The sequence below is a fragment of the Saccharopolyspora oryzae genome (assembly GCF_027853915.1).
GTDB lineage: Bacteria > Actinomycetota > Actinomycetes > Mycobacteriales > Pseudonocardiaceae > Saccharopolyspora > Saccharopolyspora oryzae.
Genome location: NZ_JAQGLA010000004.1, coordinates 118,773 through 133,797, shown reverse-complemented (window position 1 = coordinate 133,797; position 15,025 = coordinate 118,773). Strand labels below are relative to the sequence as shown.

The following is a 15,025-nucleotide window of genomic DNA, read 5'->3' as shown; positions in this document are numbered from 1 at the left end:
ATTGAGTACGGTTCCTCGAACATGCCCAGTGGCGCGCCCTCGGAGGACCCGCATGAGCCTTGACCGCACCCTCGACGCAGGAGACACGGCCCCGGCACGCGCGAACACCGTGCGCCGCAGGATCCAGGGCGGGCTCGTCGCACTGGGCCTGATCGCCAGCGCGGTGCTCGGACCGCTGACCGAGCCCCCGACCCTGTGGGGACTGCTGCCGCTCGGGCTGTTCGTCGTGCTGCTGCTGATCGATCTGGACATCGTGATCGCCGCCGTCGTGACCAGCGCGTCGGCTCTGCTCGTCCTCGGTTCGAACCCCGCGGAGGCAGCCGGTTTCCTCGGCGATGCGCTGGGCTCGGACGTGCTGGCGATCGGCATGATCATCGTCCTGGGCGGCGGACTCGGCGAAGTGCTGCTGCGCACCGGAGCCGCCGCCGACCTGGTGCGCATGATCATGCGCAAGCTCGGCGACGACTCCCCGGCGCGCGCCCAGCTGGGGATCATGCTGGCCAGCGCGGTCCTGGTGGTCGCGCTCGGCACGCTCATCGGCGCGTTCGCGCTGGCCGCACCGCTGGTCATCCCGATCGCCGCGCGGCTCGGCTTCACCAAGTCCGGTACCGCGCTCATGCTGTTCGTCGGCGGGACCTGCGGCATGTTCGTCGCGCCGTTCGTCGGCTCGATGGTCGCGATCCGCACCGCTTCGGGCATCTCCTACCCCGACTTCGTGCTCACCGCGGGCGGGCCGCTGGCGGTGGCGTGCTTCGCGGCGGGCTTCGCGCTGGTCCGCTGGAACCTGCGGCACCCGGTCGACGCGGACGACTACTACGGCGAAGAGGACGAGGCCGACAGCAGCGCGGAGATCCCTGCGCACGCCCGCGCGAGCACCGTCGCGTTCCTGGTCGCTTTCGTCGCGATCGTGGCGTACGCGGTCATCGCTGGCCCCGGCACGGCGTTCGCCGCTCTCGCCCTGCTCGTCATGGCCGCCGTCGCGGGCTTCGCCGGTCGCCTGAAGGCCACCGAACTGCTGACCGCCCTCTACGAGGGCTGCGGTCGGCTGTTCAACTTCCTGCTGATGTTCTGGCTGCTCGGCGCCTTGTTCCTGATCATCGAGGAGATCAACCCGTACGAGGTGCTGATGGCGCAGTGGGGCGGGAACCTGCAGGCGCTCGGCACGTTCGCCTTCCTGATCATCGTCGGGCTGATCGGCTGGCTCGGCATCCAGGGCGCTTCAGCGGCGCAGGTGGTGCTGGTGGACAAGATCTTCGGCCCGACCGCCGCCGCTCTCGGCGTTCCGGTTCCGGCGTGGTCGGTGGTGCTGCTGGCCTCCGCGCAGGCCGACACCTACGGCCCGGCGCCCGGCGTCAACATGATCGCGCCCGTCGGCATGGCCCGCTCCACTGCGCTCAAGCGCGTGCTCTACAGCTCGTGGATCCTGCTGTTCGTCTCCCTGGCCGTCTATGCCGTCGAGCTCGCGATCCTGCACTGAACCGCCCCCGTCGGACTGTCATCGATCGTCGCTGCCGGGCGTGTAGACCTCGAACGAGTCGAGCAGCTCCTCCTCGACGAGCAGGGCGGAGCGCGCCTCGGTTCCGCGCTCCGCCGCGACGGCGGTGGCCATCGCCTGCACGAGCGCGACGAACGCGGTCATCGAGCGCAGCACCGACACCCCCGTGGTGTCGAGGTAGAAGGCGTGTTCGGCTGTGCGGACCAGCGGTGATGCGGGGTTGTCGGTCAGCGCCACCGCGGTCGCACCCCTCCCGGATGCCCACTCGAAGGCGCGCACCGTGTCGGCGGAGTACCGGTGGATGGAGATGCCGACGAAGCAGTCACCTTCGCGGACGCGGCGCAGCTGGTCGGTCAGCGTGCCGTGCGCACCGTCGAGCACCGAGACGTCCTCGCGGACGAGACCGAGCAGGTACCCGAGCAGGTGCGCCACCGAGTAGCACTTGCGCAGCCCCATCACGTGAACCCGGGGCGCCTCGGCGAGGGCGGTGACCGTCGCCTGCCAGGCGGGCCGGTCGACCCGCGCCATGCTCCGGGTGATGTTGGCCTGGTCGAAGGCGGCTGCGAGCTCGATGGGATGCCGGGCCTGGGCCGCGAACGATTCGAGGTTGGCGAACCTGCGCAGCAGCTGGGCCTGTTCCCGCAGCCGCTCCCGGCACAAGCGCACCAGACCGGGGAAACCGTCCAGGTCGAGTCCGGTGGCGAAGCGGACCACAGTGGACTCGTTCACGCCGATGGCCGCGGCCAGTTCGGTCACCGTCATGAAGGCCACGCCCTCGGGATCGGCGAGCACCCGCTCGGCCAGGAGCCGCTGGGATCGGGTGAGTCCGGGCAGCCTGGCCCGCAGCAGTGCGGCGAGTTCGTCGAAGGTCTCCGGTGCGTGCTTCTCGGCGGGCATGCACACATGATGCTCACCCGCTCGCTCGCCCTGCAAAGCAGGTTGCACGTTCGACATGTTCTTGGCATTGCGGTCGGTCTGTGCAATATTTTTTGCACAGGATGCGTGCGGTGCGAAGGAGGACGACGTGGTTGCCCACTCGGCGACATTGGCGATCAACGAACGGCTGGCGGCCCGGCGCGCAGCCGGGGAACAGGTGGTCCACCTCGGTTTCGGCGAAGCAGGCCTGCCCGTCCTCCCCTCGGTCGCCGACGTGCTCCGCGACGCCGCAGGGCGCAACGGCTACGGTCCCGTCGTGGGCGACGCCCGCGTCCGCGAGGCGGCGGCCGGCTACTTCACCCGCCGCGACCTGCCCACCGCAGCCGACCAGATCGTCACCGCACCGGGCAGCAAAGCCCTGCTGTACGCGCTGATCGCGGCGCTGCCCGGCGACGTCGTGCTGCCCCGCCCCTCTTGGGTGACCTACGCGGCCCAGGCCGCGCTCACCGGAAAGCGCGTCCTCTGGGTGGACGTCGCCGAGGAGGCCGGCGGAGTCCCCGACCCGGACCTGCTCGCCGACGCCCTCACCCGGTCCCGTCGCGAGGGCGGCAACCCCGGGGTCCTGGTCCTGACGCTGCCCGACAACCCCACCGGCACTGTCGCTCCGGCGGAGCTCATCAAGCGGGTGTGCGCCATCGCCGAGGAGCACGACCTCGCGGTGATCTCCGACGAGATCTACCGGGACGTGGCCTACCAACCCGAGAAAGTGATCTCCCCCGCGGTGCACATCCCCGACCGCTGCTTCGTCACCGGCGGCCTGTCCAAGAGCATGGCCCTGGGCGGATGGCGCATCGGCTTCGCCCGCTTCCCCACCGGCGAACTCGGAACCCGAACCCTCGACACCGTGATCGGCTTGGCCAGCGAGGTCTGGTCGAGCCTGGCCGCACCGATGCAGGAAGTGACCGCGCACGTCCTCGACGAACCCGCGGAGGTCACGGCGCACATCGCGTCGAGCCGAGCCCTGCACGAGGCCGTTTCCACCGCGGTGCACCACGAATTCACCGCGGTCGGCGCCAGCTGCCGGAAACCGACCGCCGCCTTCTACCTCTACCCCGACTTCAGCCCCCTCGCCGCCGACCTGGCCGAGCACGGCATCGAAGGCGCAGACGCCGTCGCCGATCACCTCCTGGACCACCACGGGATCGGCGTCCTCACCGGCTCGGCCTTCGGCGACGACCCGACCGCACCACGCTTCCGAGTCGCAACCAGCCTCCTTTACGGCGACACCGACGAACAGCGCTGGGAAGCCCTGCGATCAGCCGACCCCGTCGCGCTGCCGTGGATCGACAACGCCCTGAACCGAATCCGCACGGCACTCGAATCCTTCCGCCGGTACGACGCCCGGCGCACGGTTCGAAGGCGCTGAGCCGGGGTGTTGGTAGCGTCGCCGCATGCCGTCTGCCGTTGTCGTCGAGCACGATCCGGCTTGGCCTGCTCGGGCGGAGCACCTGCTCCGCGGGGTTCGGTCGGCGTTCGCGTCTCTTGCCGGGGCCGAGCACTTCGTCTACGAGCACATCGGTTCCACCGCGGTACCGGGCCTCGCGGCGAAGCCGATCGTGGACTTGCAGGTGCGGATGCCGTCGTTGCCGGATCTGGCGGAACTCGCCGACGCTCTCGCGCCGACGCCCTTCGTCCCTGCTCGTGGCGCGCGGCGGGATTCACCGGGCGTTTACCGGGACACCCCGAGGCCGGGTGATCGTGCTGATGCCGCGCTCTACGAGAAGCGGCTCTTCCACGCTCCCGCCGAGGCCGCCATCCTGCACGTCCGGCGAACAGATTCTCCGTTCGCCGCGTTCGTCGTCGAGTTCCGCGACTGGCTTCGGCACCACCCCGACCAGGCGAGTCGCTACGAACAGATCAAGCGCGACCTGGCCGAGCAGCATGCGGACGCACCGGACTACGACGACTACACGCGCGCGAAGTCCGCTTTCCTCGACGAGATCCAGCCGCTGATGCGCGACTGGGCGCGGAACCGGACCAGCTGAATCGGCAGGTCAGCTGATCAGGGCTGCTACTGCGGTGTAACCGAGGAGGGCTGCACCCACGCCTGCGATCACGGTGACGATCACGTTGAGCGCCGCGTAGAAGTGGGCGTGGCTCTCGACGAGGCGGAGGGTTTCGTAGCTGAACGTGCTGTAGGTGGTCAGCGCTCCGCAGAAGCCGAGCCCCAGCAATGCCATCGCGGGGCTGGGCAGGGCAGTGCCAGCGCCGGCGAGGCCACCGAGGACCAGGGATCCGGCGATGTTGACGGTGAAGGTGCCCCAGGGGAAGACGCTGTCGTGGCGGCGTTGGACGCTGCGGTCGGTCAGGTAGCGCAGGGGTGCGCCGACCATGGCGCCGACGAAGACGAGTACGGCTGTCACGACTGGTGGCTCCTGGTGTAGCGGATGGCGTGGACTTCCTCGAGCAGCACGGTGCCTTCCGCGACCAGCTCGTCCAGCTGGGGCAGGAAAGCGCGCACGCGGTCCGCCGCGTCGACGATGATCACGATGATCGGCAGGTCGTCGGCGAGGTCGAGCAGCCGCTGGGTGTGCACTGTGGAGTGCGCGCCGTAGCCCTCGCTGCCGCGCAGCACGGTGGCGCCGGCGAGACCGGCTTCACGGGCCCGCCGGACGATCTCGTGGTACAGCGGTTTGTGGTGCCAGGTGTCGTCTTCGCCGATGAAGACCGACAGCCGAAGGGCGGGGTGTTCTTCCTTCATGCGGCGTCACCTCCCGCGGAGCGGCGGACGCCGGTGGCCCACCGCGTGAACCAGACGCCCAGCACCACCGCGAGCCCGGCAGCCAGCAGGGCTCCGACCAGGTACGCGAAGGCGGTACCGACGGACCCCGGCTTCAGCAGGTTGTGGATTTCCACGGCATAGGTGGAGAAAGTGGTGAAACCGCCGAGGAATCCGACGCCGATGAAGGGCCGCACCAGGCGGTGCGCGGACACCACCTCGGTGATCAGGACCATGAGGATCCCGATGAGGAAGCAGCCGATCGCGTTGGTCCAGAACGTCGCCCACGGGAACTGGCCGGGACCGGTCGGCAGCCACTGCGCGATCCCGAAGCGGGCCAGCGCACCGATGCCGCCGCCGAGGGAGATCACCCCGAGGACGGGCAGCTGGGAACGGACCAGTTCACGTCGCTGCGCGCGTACGCGGAGGTCCACGTCCGGATCGATCGGTTCGGTGAGCTCGGCATCGCTGGTCACGCACTTCTCCCTACTGCAGCCCAACGGTCGTCAGGTCGAGTAGGGACTGTTGGCGGCAATACCGCGGTTCTCCGGATCGTCCGGATCGGTGAGCCCCACCACCGGCTCCGAGGTTACCCGCCCGGGCTCGTGGTGTCCGCCGTTCGTGCCCGCCGCCATACCGAGCGCTTCCCGCGCGTGCGGAGGGTGGCGGAGCGAGCGCGTTGCGCGTGACACTGGATGCGGTTGCGGAGCGAAGGGGCGGTGAGAGGGGTGAGCGCGCCACGCCGCGAACCCGACCACGGGTTCGACCAACGCGGTCCGATGTTCTGGTTCCCGCCGGGCGGGTTCGACAACGGTGTGCCCGCCGCGTCGTGGGCGGAGCTGGCCGACATCGGTGCGGACCAGCTCGCCGACGTGCTGTTCACCCTCGCCGAGGCGCGCATCGCCGGCTACGTCGCGCACCCCGCGGGGCGGCGCGCCACCGGGAAGTACCGGCTGTGGGTCGACACCCTGCAGTACCGCCACGCCGAGGACCTGCTGATGGACGTGTTCCGGGCGCACGACCACCGCGAGGACGACATCTGACTTCACGCGACCAGCGGCAGCGCGATGTGCGACCCCTGAGAACCGGTTTTCCTTCTCCACGAGGAATTCACTGCCTCGCCGAGCGTCACCTCCCGGCTGGGGCGACACTCGGAGACGTGGCTGGCGGCTCTGCTGACGGACACCGGACGCCGATCAGGGACGTGCTGGTGATCGGGGCCGGTCCGACCGGACTCGTGCTCGCGGGCGATCTCGCCGAATCTGGAGTCGACGTCGCGGTGCTGGAACGGCGCGATCACGAATCCCACTTGACCCGCGCCTTCGGCGTCCATGCGCGAACGCTGGAGCAGCTCGATGCCCGTGGTTTGGCCGAGGAACTCATCAGCACCGGGACGCCGACCGCGGAGATGCGTCCCTTCAGCCGCGTCCACATCGACTTCTCCCAGCTCCGAACGCGCTTCCCCTTCATGCTCACGACTCCCCAGTGGCAGGTCGAGCGGCTCCTGCTGCGCCGCGCCCAGAACGCCGGCGCTGAGTTCCGGCGGGGGGTTCGGGCCACGGACGTGCGACAGGACCGGGACGGCGTGGACGTCGACGTGCGGGGTCCGGACGGCACGCCGGAAACGCTCCGGGCCCGCTACGTCGTCGGCACCGACGGGGCGGGCAGCACCGTCCGGCGGAGCCTGGGGATGCCGTTCCCCGGGAGGCCGGTGGTCACGTCCGTGCTGCTGGCCGATGTGCTCCTCGAGCGTCCGCCGGCGGAAGTCCTGCGCTTCGCTTCGAACGAACACGGTTTCACCTTCTTCGCGCCCTTCGGGGATGGCTGGTACCGGATCATCGGCTGGGACCGGCAGGCCCAGCTGCCCGACGACGCCCCGGTCACGTTGGACGAGGTCCGGGAGATCACGGAGCTCACGGTCGGCGACGACCTCGGGATGCACGACGCGCGTTGGCTTTCCCGCTTCCACAGCGATGAACGGCAGGTCCCCCACTACCGGCGGGGGCGGGTGTTCCTGGCCGGCGACGCCGCGCACATCCACTCGCCGCTGGGCGGCATGGGCATGAACACCGGGATGCAGGACGCTGCGAACCTCAGCTGGAAGCTGGCAGCCGTGCTGCACGGCTGGGCCGAGGATCCGCTGCTGGACAGCTACCACGCGGAGCGCTATCCGGTGGGGCGGATGGTGTTGCGCGTGAGCCACGCACTCCTCACCGCCGTGATCACCCGGTCACCGCTGATCCGCGCGTTGCGGGCGGGGGTGGCTTCGGTGGCGCACCAGCTGGGCGTGGTGGAGGCGCACGTGGCACGCGGTATATCCGGCATCGGGATCGCCTACCGTGCTCCCTGGTGCTCTCATCCGCTCACCGGCCGCCGCGTACCGGACATCCGCCTGGCAGGTGTGCCCGGTCGGCTGTACGAGGCGCTGCGCCAGCGCAAGTTCGTCCTGGTGGGCCGGGACACTGCTGTTGTCGCCGAGTCGTGGGCGGATCGAGTGGTGGCAGCTGCCCCGGCCGGTGACCTGCGCTTCACCCTCCTGGTCCGCCCCGACGGCTACGCAGCCTGGGCAGCCGAAAGCCCCAGCGCCGAAGAGCTGCGCCGGGTGCTGGAACTCTGGTTGGGCGAACCAGGCCCCCACCAGGTGTGAACGGACCGCACATCATCACGAGCAACCTGCCGAGCGCTGTTCTGGGGACGTCCGGAGCTCACGGTTCGTGCCTGGCAGACCACGGCCACGTTTGGAGTCCTGCGTTCCCGGAAATCTTCCGAGCATGGGCCAGTCCGGGCAGCGCCGCGTGGCACCGGAGCGGATCGCGGCCTGCCTCTTCGACCTCGACGGGGTGCTCACCAGCACCGCCGTGCAGCACATGGCGGCGTGGAAGCAGACCTTCGACGCGTTCCTGCGGGAACGGGAGGGCACGAACTTCGCGCCGTTCACCGAGGACGACTACCTGGAGTACGTGGACGGGCGGCCGCGAGCGGACGGCGTGCGGCAGTTCCTCGCTTCCCGTGGCATCTCCCTGCCCGAGGGGCAGCACGACGACCCGCCGGACGCGGACACGATCCGCGGTGTGGGCAACCGGAAGAACGAGACCCTGCAAACGATCATCCGAGAACACGGGGTGACTCCGTACCCGGGCTCGGTGCGCTACCTGGAGGCAGTGCGGGGCGCAGGGCTGACGATCGGCGTGGTGACCTCCTCGGAGAACGGTGCATCGGTGCTGGACGCGGCGGGTTTGAGCCAGTTCGTGCAAGCGCGCGTCGACGGCCTGGTGATCACCGAGCAGAACCTGCGCGGCAAGCCCGAACCGGATTCCTTCCTGGCCGGGGCCCGGGCGCTCGGCGTCGCACCGGCCGAGGCCGCGGTCTTCGAGGACGCGCTGGCCGGGGTGCAGGCCGGGCGGGCCGGCGGGTTCGGGTGGGTCGTCGGCGTGGACCGCACCCACCAGGCGGACGAGTTGCGGGCGCACGGCGCCGACGTCGTGGTCCAGGACCTGGCCGACCTCCTGGTCGCGGACCGCTGAAGCGCGAGGTGGTGGACGACGTGACGACTCCTCGACTGCCGGGTTACGAAGTGGCCCCGTGGGAGCTGCGGTGGCGGTGGCTGGACCTGGACGCCCTGCGCCGCACCGAATCCACCTTCGCCCTGTCCAACGGCCACATCGGACTCCGGGGCTCGTTCGAGGAGGGCGAACCTCGCGGCCTGCCCGGCACCTACCTGAACGGCTTCCACGAACGCCGCCCGCTGCCCTACGCCGAGGCCGGGTACGGCTACCCGGAGGACGGGCAGACCGTGGTCAACGTGACCGACGGCAAGATCATCCGGTTGCTGGTCGAGGACGAGCCGCTGGACATGCGCTACGGCTCGGCCCCGCACCACGAACGCGTGCTCGACTTCCGGTCGGGGACGCTGCGGCGCGACACCGAGTGGGTCTCCCCCACCGGTCGGCACGTGCGCATCACCTCGGAGCGCCTGGTCTCGTTCACCCAGCGCGCCATCGCCGCGATCCATTACGAGGTCGAGCCGCTGGACGGCCGCGTGCCGCTCGTCGTGCAGTCCGAGCTGATCGCCAACGAACCGATCGAGCGGGAGGTCGACGATCCGCGCGTGACCGCCGTCTTGGAGGGCGCGCTGGTCCCGGACTTCGCCGTGGGCGAGGGCCGCCGAGCCGTGCTGGGCCACCACACCCGCCGGTCCGGCCTGCGCATGGCGGCGGCGATGGACCACGAGCTCGACGCGCCCGGCCAGGTGTGGACGGAGAACCGGACCGAAGGGGACCTGGCGCGGCTGACCGCGGCCGCCGAGGTGTCCCCGGGGCAGAAGCTCTCGCTGACGAAGTACGTCGCCTACGGCTGGTCCAGCCAGCGGTCCCCGCAGGCCCTGCGGTCCCAGGTCGAAGCCGCGCTGGCCGGCGCCCGGCAGAGCGGCTGGCGCGGTCTGCTCGACGAGCAGCGCGCCTTCCTCGACGACTTCTGGGAGGCCTCGGACGTGGAGATCGACGGCGACGCCGAGCTGCAGCAGGCGGTCCGGTTCGCGTTGTTCCACGTGCTGCAGGCCGGTGCCCGCGGGGAGACCAGGGCGATCCCGGCGAAGGGGCTCACCGGCCCCGGCTACGACGGGCACGCGTTCTGGGACACCGAGTCGTTCGTGCTGCCGCTGCTGACCTACACCGTCCCGGAGGCCGCGCGGAACGCGCTGCAATGGCGGCATTCCACATTGGACAAAGCGCGGAACCGCGCTGCTCAGCTCGGCCAGGCGGGCGCCGCGTTCCCGTGGCGCTCGATCAACGGCGACGAGTGCTCCGGCTACTGGCCGGCCGGTACGGCGGCCTTCCACATCAACGCCGACGTCGCCGACGCCACCGCCCGCTACCTCGCAGCCACCGGGGACGAGGAGTTCGAGGCGACCGCCGGGCTGGAACTGCTGGTGGAGACGGCGAGGCTGTGGGCGTCGGTGGGGCACCACGACGCGCACGGGCGGTTCCGCATCGACGGGGTCACCGGTCCCGACGAGTACACGGCCGTGGTCGACAACAACGTCTACACCAACCTGATGGCGCAGCGGAACCTGCACGAGGCAGCGACGCATTGCGAGAAGCACCCGGAACTGGCCGGCGAGCTGGGCGTGGACGAAGAGGAGACGGCCCGCTGGCGGGATGCGGCCGACCGGGTTGTGGTGCCCTACGACGACGCGCTCGACGTGCACGCGCAATCCGAGGGTTTCACCAACCACGCCCACTGGGACTTCGCGAACACACCCCGGGAGAACTACCCGCTGCTGCTGCACTACCCGTACTTCGACCTCTACCGCAAGCAGGTCATCAAGCAAGCGGACCTGGTGCTGGCCATGTTCATGCGCGGGGACGCCTTCAGCCCGGAGGAGAAGGCCCGGAACGTGGCGTACTACGAGCCGCTGACCGTGCGGGACTCGTCGCTGTCGTCCTCCGTGCAGGCGGTGCTCTGCGCCGAAGTGGGGCACCTGGAACTGGCTTACGACTACTTCGCCGAGGCGGCCCTGGCCGACCTGCACGACATCTACGGCAACGTGCGCCAGGGACTGCACATCGCCGCGCTGGCCGGTGCGTGGATCGCCGCGGTCGCCGGGTTCGGCGGAATGCGGGACCACGGCGGCGAATTGAGCTTCGCGCCCCGGCTACCGCCTGCGCTGAGCCGCATCTCGTTCCGGATGTGCTTCGCGGAGAGCCGGATCTGCGTGACCATCCACCACGACGAAGCGATCTACGCGCTGACCCACGGCGAGCCGGTGCAGACCTCGCACCACGGCCACCGCATCACGCTCACCCACGGCGAGGAGATCACCATGCCGATCCCACCGCCGCCGGAGAACCCCCTTCCCCACCAGCCCGCGGGGCGCGCTCCGACCCGACGCCGGCTCCGGCCGACTCCTGGCGGCTGAGCTCTCGACGACCGCCGGGCGTGAGGTTTTCGTCAGACTCCGAACGGATGGCGCACCAACGGTCCACTTCGGACTTTCCAGACATCTTGCGCCACTGGGCAATTGACTCGGTCAACGCACCTCCAGCGTTCGGGCGTCGAGCAACCGCTCGACGTGGGCGTCCAACGCAGCCGCCTGCTCGAGGTCGATCTCCCGGAAGGTCACCGCGTCGCGGCCGGGGCGCAGCTGCCCCACCTTCCACAGCGCCGCCGACGCCACCGTGGCGATGACCGCGAACCCGCCCGAGGTGTGGCTGTCCGGTCCCAGGATGGTGAGCACGTCCCCGTACGCGAGGATCCCGCCGAGCGGGTAGCTCCCGTCGAGCATGTTCGACGGGTGCCCTCCGGCGATGTCCCCGCTGGCCCGCGCCCAGCGGAACCGGTGGGGGTTGAACCGCACCGCCACCCGGTCCGAGCTCAGGTCGCAGCGCCACGACGCCTCGAGGAACTCGGTGAAGTCCTCGGCGGTCAGGAAGTCCGGGTCCGCGTGCGGGCCGCGCAGGACCTCGATCTCCCAATCGGCGGCGTAGCTCGGCCGCAGCGAGACGGGCACCCGGCGGGGCAATCGCTCCTCGCCCGGTGCACCGATCCGCAGCACGTCGGCACGTTCCAGCGCCCTGCCGTCGTGGCCACCGATGCCGGCCACCAGGAACGTCGATCTCGACCCGAAGACCGCGGGGACCTCGATGCCGCCCGCGACGGCCAGGTAGATCCGGTAGCCCGCGCCGCGGATCACCCCGCAGCTGAGCTGGTCACCAGCGCGCACCGGGACCGATTCCCACATGGGGATCGGCGCACCGTTGAGCGAGACCTCCACCTCCGGACCGCACACCGCGATCGCGGTGTCGCACAGCATGCTCGCCTGGAAGCGTCCCAGCGGGATCTCCAAGGCCGCCGCGCCGGGACGGTTGCCCACCAGCATGTTCGCCAACCGGAACGCGAGGTGGTCCACCGGACCGGAGGGGAAGAACCCCAGCGCCTGCCGACCGAGGCGACCCGGGTGGTCCTGGACGGTCGTCTGCAGACCGGGCTCCAGCACCTCCAACGCCTGGATCGCCTGCTCGTCCACCCGCGGCGTCACGGGATCTTGACCAGTCCGTGGGCGGCCTGGCGGGCCGCGCGGCGGCGCTCGGCCTCGGCCGCCACCTGCTCGTCGCGGACCGCACTGCAGTGCTCCGCCACCGCGTACTCGCCCGGCTCGATGTCGTAGTCGTAGCGCCCCTCGAACACCTGCCTGCGGAGTTCGACCAGCTCGGCCTCGCTGACCCGGGAGAACGAGATCCGATCGCACGGGTAGATCAGGATGGGGTCGATCCGGTGGGCGCGGGGCCGCCGGGTCAGCGCGCTGATCGGCAGCGTCCGGCCGAATATCTGGTACGAACCGGCAGATTCGATCGGGTGGATGACCAGGCACGGACCGCCGAGGGCGACGGCGCCTTCCGGCGTCCAGCTGCGGGCCGGGTTGTACTTCGGGGCGAACACCTCGGAGCGGGGATCGAGCGGCAGCAGCGAGGGCAGTCCCGGGTAGAAACCGGTGAAGGCGTTCCACCACTCCGTCTCGAGAACCGTCGCGTAGAAGCTCTCCCGGTCCGGCAGCCCGTTGCACGCCACGATGTAGTCGATGTTGTTCCCGTCCAGCACGTTCGGCGCTTCCGGGCGGCTGCTGATGCGGTAGCGGTTCACCGCCTCCCTGGACGTCGAGTCGTCGAACGCGATCGGCAGCCGCAGCCGCCGGCTCGGCAGCACGAGCGAGTCGGGCTCGGGTATGTCCTCGTGGCACTCGTCCATCGCCGCGACCACCCCGGCCTGACCTATGGTGCTCGGGTCGTAGTGGACCAGCAGGGACCGCAGCCCCGGCACGACCTCCAGGATCCCGCGCACCGGGTGCTGGTCCAGGTGCCGGGCCGCGGCGTGCACGAAGAAGTTGAGGCCGAGGTCGACCGGGAACTGCTGCCCGTACTCGATCAAGACGCCGCGATCACCGGCGGTTCGGTAGGTCACGCGCAGTCCGCTGGTGCTGACCTCCGCGGTAGCGATGATCGCCGCCATGAACGACTACCCCTCCTGGAATCCCACGTGCGTCGGACGGCTAGCCAGTGTCACCGATCCCGGAACCCGGGAGCGATGCTCATTTTGTACAGACGTCGAAAGTCGTTGTCCAGAGCGGACGATCGCGGAATGCGCCGTGATAAGGTCCGCTGCCCCAGGAGTCCCCTGCTGCCGCGTCGCCGCGAAACCCCGGGCACATCCCTTCGAATGCGCAGTCCACCTCGCCCTGCGCCGATCCGCGCACCGTCCGATCAGGAGGCACGATGTCGGCTCTGACGGTCCAGGAACTCGTCGACCGACCGGGCCTCGACCTGTCCGTCGTCGCCGGCGCGGGCACTCCCGCGATGCGGAAGACCTTGACGTGGGCGCTGATAAGCGAACTGACCGATCCGTCGTCTTATGTCGACGGTGGCGAGCTGGTGTTGACAACCGGATCCAGGATCCCACAGGATCTGGAAGCCAGGAAGCAGTACGTCGACCGACTGGCCGCCGCCGGAGCCGTCGCGCTCGGCTTCGGCACCACGTCCTTCTACTCGAACGTCCCCGCCGACCTCGTGGCCGCCGCGCAGGCGGCGCAGCTGCCCCTGATCTCCGTCCCCGCCAAGACCCGGTTCGGCACCATCAGCCGCTTCGTGGCACAACGCATCTCCGACGAGCGCCAGAAGGAGCTGAAGTTCGCGGTCGCGGCGCAACGCGACCTCACCCGCGCCTCGCTGTCGCCGTACGCGGCCCGCGCGATGGTCGAGCGGCTGGCGAAGGCCACGCACAGCTGGGTGCTGCTGCTCGACCAGGACGGCGAGCTCCGGGCCGGGGTGCCCGCGGCGCGCATGCACCTGGCCCGGATCCGCATCGACCTGCCCCGGCTGCGGGAGCAGGGCGGCTCGTCGAGCCTGAGCATGACCGTGGCGGGCGAGTCCGTCGTGCTGTTCCCGCTGATCGTGCGGGAACGCATCCGGGGCTACCTGGCGGTGGGCAGGTCGACGCAGTTCAGCCGGGCCGAGCACGCGGTGCTGGGAACGGCCGTGTCGCTGCTGTGCGCCGACCTGCACAGCGCCTGGGGCATCCTGGACACCCAGCGGCGGCAGCGCCGAGCGGTGTTCCAGGCGGCGATCGGGGGCAACGTCGAGCTGGCGGCGTCGATCGCCGAATCGCTCGATTCCGACTTCCCCTCCGGGAACCTCCGCGTCGCCCTGCTCGGGGCACCGGCGGGGCACGAGCTCGAACTGCTCGAGCAGGCGGAGAACGACCACGGGCTGCGCAGCCTCTGCGCGCTGGTCGCCGAGTGGGAGCGCGGTCGGGTCGTCGTCGTGATGCCTCCCGCCGAAGGTGACATCCGCACGCTGGAGTCGCTGCTGCGCGGCATCCCGCACGCCCGCGGCGCGGTCAGCGACCCGACGCCGCCGCACGAGCTCCCCGAAGCGTGGAAGCAGGTTCGCACGGTGTTCACCAGCGCGTCGGGTACGACTGGCAAGCTGGCGCTCGCCAGCGACGTGGTGACGGCCGGGGTGCTGCGGCACCTGAACAACGCCGAGGCGCGCGGATGGGCCGAGGCGCTGCTGGCCCCGCTGAGCGACAAGAGCCGCAACCCCAAGGTCGACCTCCGGCACACGTTGCGGACGTTCCTCGCGAACAACGGGCAATCGGACGCATCGGCCTCCGCGCTGGGAGTCCACCGCCACACGCTGCGCCACCGGATGGGCAAGGTCGCCGAAGCGCTGGGCGTCAACATCGACGACCCGACCACCAGAGCGGAGCTCTGGATCGCGCTGCAGCTCGATGACCAGCTCTGATCGGCTTTAGTGCGCCAACGTGGCACGGTTCGCGCTGACGTTGTCCAAGATGCGCACTGCTGCCCGCGGCCGCCGTCGAAC

14 protein-coding genes are annotated in these 15,025 nt (G+C 70.3%); 8 read left to right on the top strand and 6 right to left on the bottom strand.

Translation table 11 applies throughout. The features are described 5' to 3' along the window. The first annotated feature begins 52 nt into the window (after positions 1 to 52). Entirely contained in the window at positions 53 to 1,477 is a 1,425-nt protein-coding gene (locus tag OU415_RS04470; protein ID WP_270947249.1) for a Na+/H+ antiporter NhaC family protein, read from the top strand. Positions 1,478 to 1,495: 18 nt separating this feature from the next. On the opposite strand, the gene OU415_RS04465 is transcribed toward OU415_RS04470, so the two are convergent. After that, a complete protein-coding gene (locus tag OU415_RS04465; protein ID WP_270947248.1) occupies positions 1,496 to 2,392 on the bottom strand; it encodes a MurR/RpiR family transcriptional regulator in 897 nt (298 codons plus the stop codon). Positions 2,393 to 2,519: 127 nt separating this feature from the next. On the opposite strand from OU415_RS04465, the gene OU415_RS04460 reads away from it, so the two are divergent. Both OU415_RS04460 and OU415_RS04455 read left to right on the top strand, forming a co-directional pair. Then, the gene (locus tag OU415_RS04460; RefSeq protein ID WP_270947247.1) at positions 2,520 to 3,797 is read left to right on the top strand and encodes a pyridoxal phosphate-dependent aminotransferase; all 1,278 of its coding nucleotides are present in this window, start codon (positions 2,520 to 2,522) and stop codon (positions 3,795 to 3,797) included. Positions 3,798 to 3,822: 25 nt separating this feature from the next. Beyond that, positions 3,823 to 4,416 carry a GrpB family protein gene (locus OU415_RS04455; RefSeq protein ID WP_270947246.1) on the top strand — a complete coding sequence of 198 codons (594 nt, stop codon included), beginning with the start codon at positions 3,823 to 3,825 and terminating at the stop codon, positions 4,414 to 4,416. 9 nt (positions 4,417 to 4,425) lie between these two features. Here the strand turns inward: OU415_RS04455 and crcB (OU415_RS04450) are convergent, their stop codons facing one another. Genes crcB (OU415_RS04450) through crcB (OU415_RS04440) form a run of 3 tightly spaced genes read right to left on the bottom strand, consistent with a single transcriptional unit; the run spans position 4,426 to position 5,626 of the window. Next, a complete protein-coding gene (crcB, locus tag OU415_RS04450) occupies positions 4,426 to 4,794 on the bottom strand; it encodes a fluoride efflux transporter CrcB (RefSeq protein ID WP_270947245.1) in 369 nt (122 codons plus the stop codon). After that, on the bottom strand, positions 4,791 to 5,132 hold the full coding sequence (locus OU415_RS04445) for a DUF190 domain-containing protein (protein WP_270947244.1): 342 nt from the start codon (positions 5,130 to 5,132) through the stop codon (positions 4,791 to 4,793). The genes crcB (OU415_RS04450) and OU415_RS04445 overlap by 4 nt, the downstream gene beginning before the upstream one ends. Beyond that, positions 5,129 to 5,626 (bottom strand): fluoride efflux transporter CrcB, encoded by a 498-nt coding sequence (gene crcB, locus OU415_RS04440; RefSeq protein WP_270947243.1) that lies wholly within the window; start codon positions 5,624 to 5,626, stop codon positions 5,129 to 5,131. The genes OU415_RS04445 and crcB (OU415_RS04440) overlap by 4 nt, the downstream gene beginning before the upstream one ends. Before the next feature lie 252 nt (positions 5,627 to 5,878). Between crcB (OU415_RS04440) and OU415_RS04435 the strand changes: the two genes are divergently transcribed. The 4 genes from OU415_RS04435 to OU415_RS04420 all read left to right on the top strand — a co-directional run bounded on the left by OU415_RS04435 (position 5,879) and on the right by OU415_RS04420 (position 11,067). Next, on the top strand, positions 5,879 to 6,193 hold the full coding sequence (locus OU415_RS04435; protein WP_270947242.1) for a hypothetical protein: 315 nt from the start codon (positions 5,879 to 5,881) through the stop codon (positions 6,191 to 6,193). Positions 6,194 to 6,309: 116 nt separating this feature from the next. Next, a complete protein-coding gene (locus tag OU415_RS04430; protein WP_270947241.1) occupies positions 6,310 to 7,797 on the top strand; it encodes an FAD-dependent oxidoreductase in 1,488 nt (495 codons plus the stop codon). 124 nt (positions 7,798 to 7,921) lie between these two features. Further along, complete coding sequence (locus tag OU415_RS04425) at positions 7,922 to 8,674, top strand: HAD family hydrolase (protein ID WP_270947240.1); 753 nt, start codon at positions 7,922 to 7,924, stop codon at positions 8,672 to 8,674. 20 nt (positions 8,675 to 8,694) lie between these two features. Then, positions 8,695 to 11,067, top strand: a complete 2,373-nt coding sequence (locus tag OU415_RS04420) for a glycoside hydrolase family 65 protein (RefSeq protein WP_270947239.1) — start codon at positions 8,695 to 8,697, stop codon at positions 11,065 to 11,067. 111 nt (positions 11,068 to 11,178) lie between these two features. Here OU415_RS04420 and OU415_RS04415 read toward each other — a convergent pair whose 3' ends face one another. Then, positions 11,179 to 12,186: a 5-oxoprolinase subunit C family protein gene (locus tag OU415_RS04415; RefSeq protein WP_270947238.1), complete on the bottom strand. Its 1,008-nt coding sequence runs from the start codon at positions 12,184 to 12,186 to the stop codon at positions 11,179 to 11,181. After that, the gene (locus tag OU415_RS04410) at positions 12,183 to 13,154 is read right to left on the bottom strand and encodes a 5-oxoprolinase subunit B family protein (RefSeq protein ID WP_270947237.1); all 972 of its coding nucleotides are present in this window, start codon (positions 13,152 to 13,154) and stop codon (positions 12,183 to 12,185) included. The genes OU415_RS04415 and OU415_RS04410 overlap by 4 nt, the downstream gene beginning before the upstream one ends. Positions 13,155 to 13,417: 263 nt before the next feature. Between OU415_RS04410 and OU415_RS04405 the strand changes: the two genes are divergently transcribed. Beyond that, the gene (locus OU415_RS04405) at positions 13,418 to 14,944 is read left to right on the top strand and encodes a helix-turn-helix domain-containing protein (protein ID WP_270947236.1); all 1,527 of its coding nucleotides are present in this window, start codon (positions 13,418 to 13,420) and stop codon (positions 14,942 to 14,944) included. The last annotated feature ends 81 nt before the right edge of the window (positions 14,945 to 15,025 follow it).

Coding starts and splice junctions, on each gene's coding strand:
- OU415_RS04455 (WP_270947246.1), top strand. CDS start 3,823: ATGCCGTCTGCCGTTGTCGTCGAGCACGATCCGGCTTGGCCTGCTCGG.
- OU415_RS04470 (WP_270947249.1), top strand. CDS start 53: ATGAGCCTTGACCGCACCCTCGACGCAGGAGACACGGCCCCGGCACGC.
- OU415_RS04445 (WP_270947244.1), bottom strand. CDS start 5,132: ATGAAGGAAGAACACCCCGCCCTTCGGCTGTCGGTCTTCATCGGCGAA.
- OU415_RS04425 (WP_270947240.1), top strand. CDS start 7,922: ATGGGCCAGTCCGGGCAGCGCCGCGTGGCACCGGAGCGGATCGCGGCC.
- OU415_RS04410 (WP_270947237.1), bottom strand. CDS start 13,154: ATGGCGGCGATCATCGCTACCGCGGAGGTCAGCACCAGCGGACTGCGC.
- OU415_RS04405 (WP_270947236.1), top strand. CDS start 13,418: ATGTCGGCTCTGACGGTCCAGGAACTCGTCGACCGACCGGGCCTCGAC.
- OU415_RS04465 (WP_270947248.1), bottom strand. CDS start 2,392: ATGCCCGCCGAGAAGCACGCACCGGAGACCTTCGACGAACTCGCCGCA.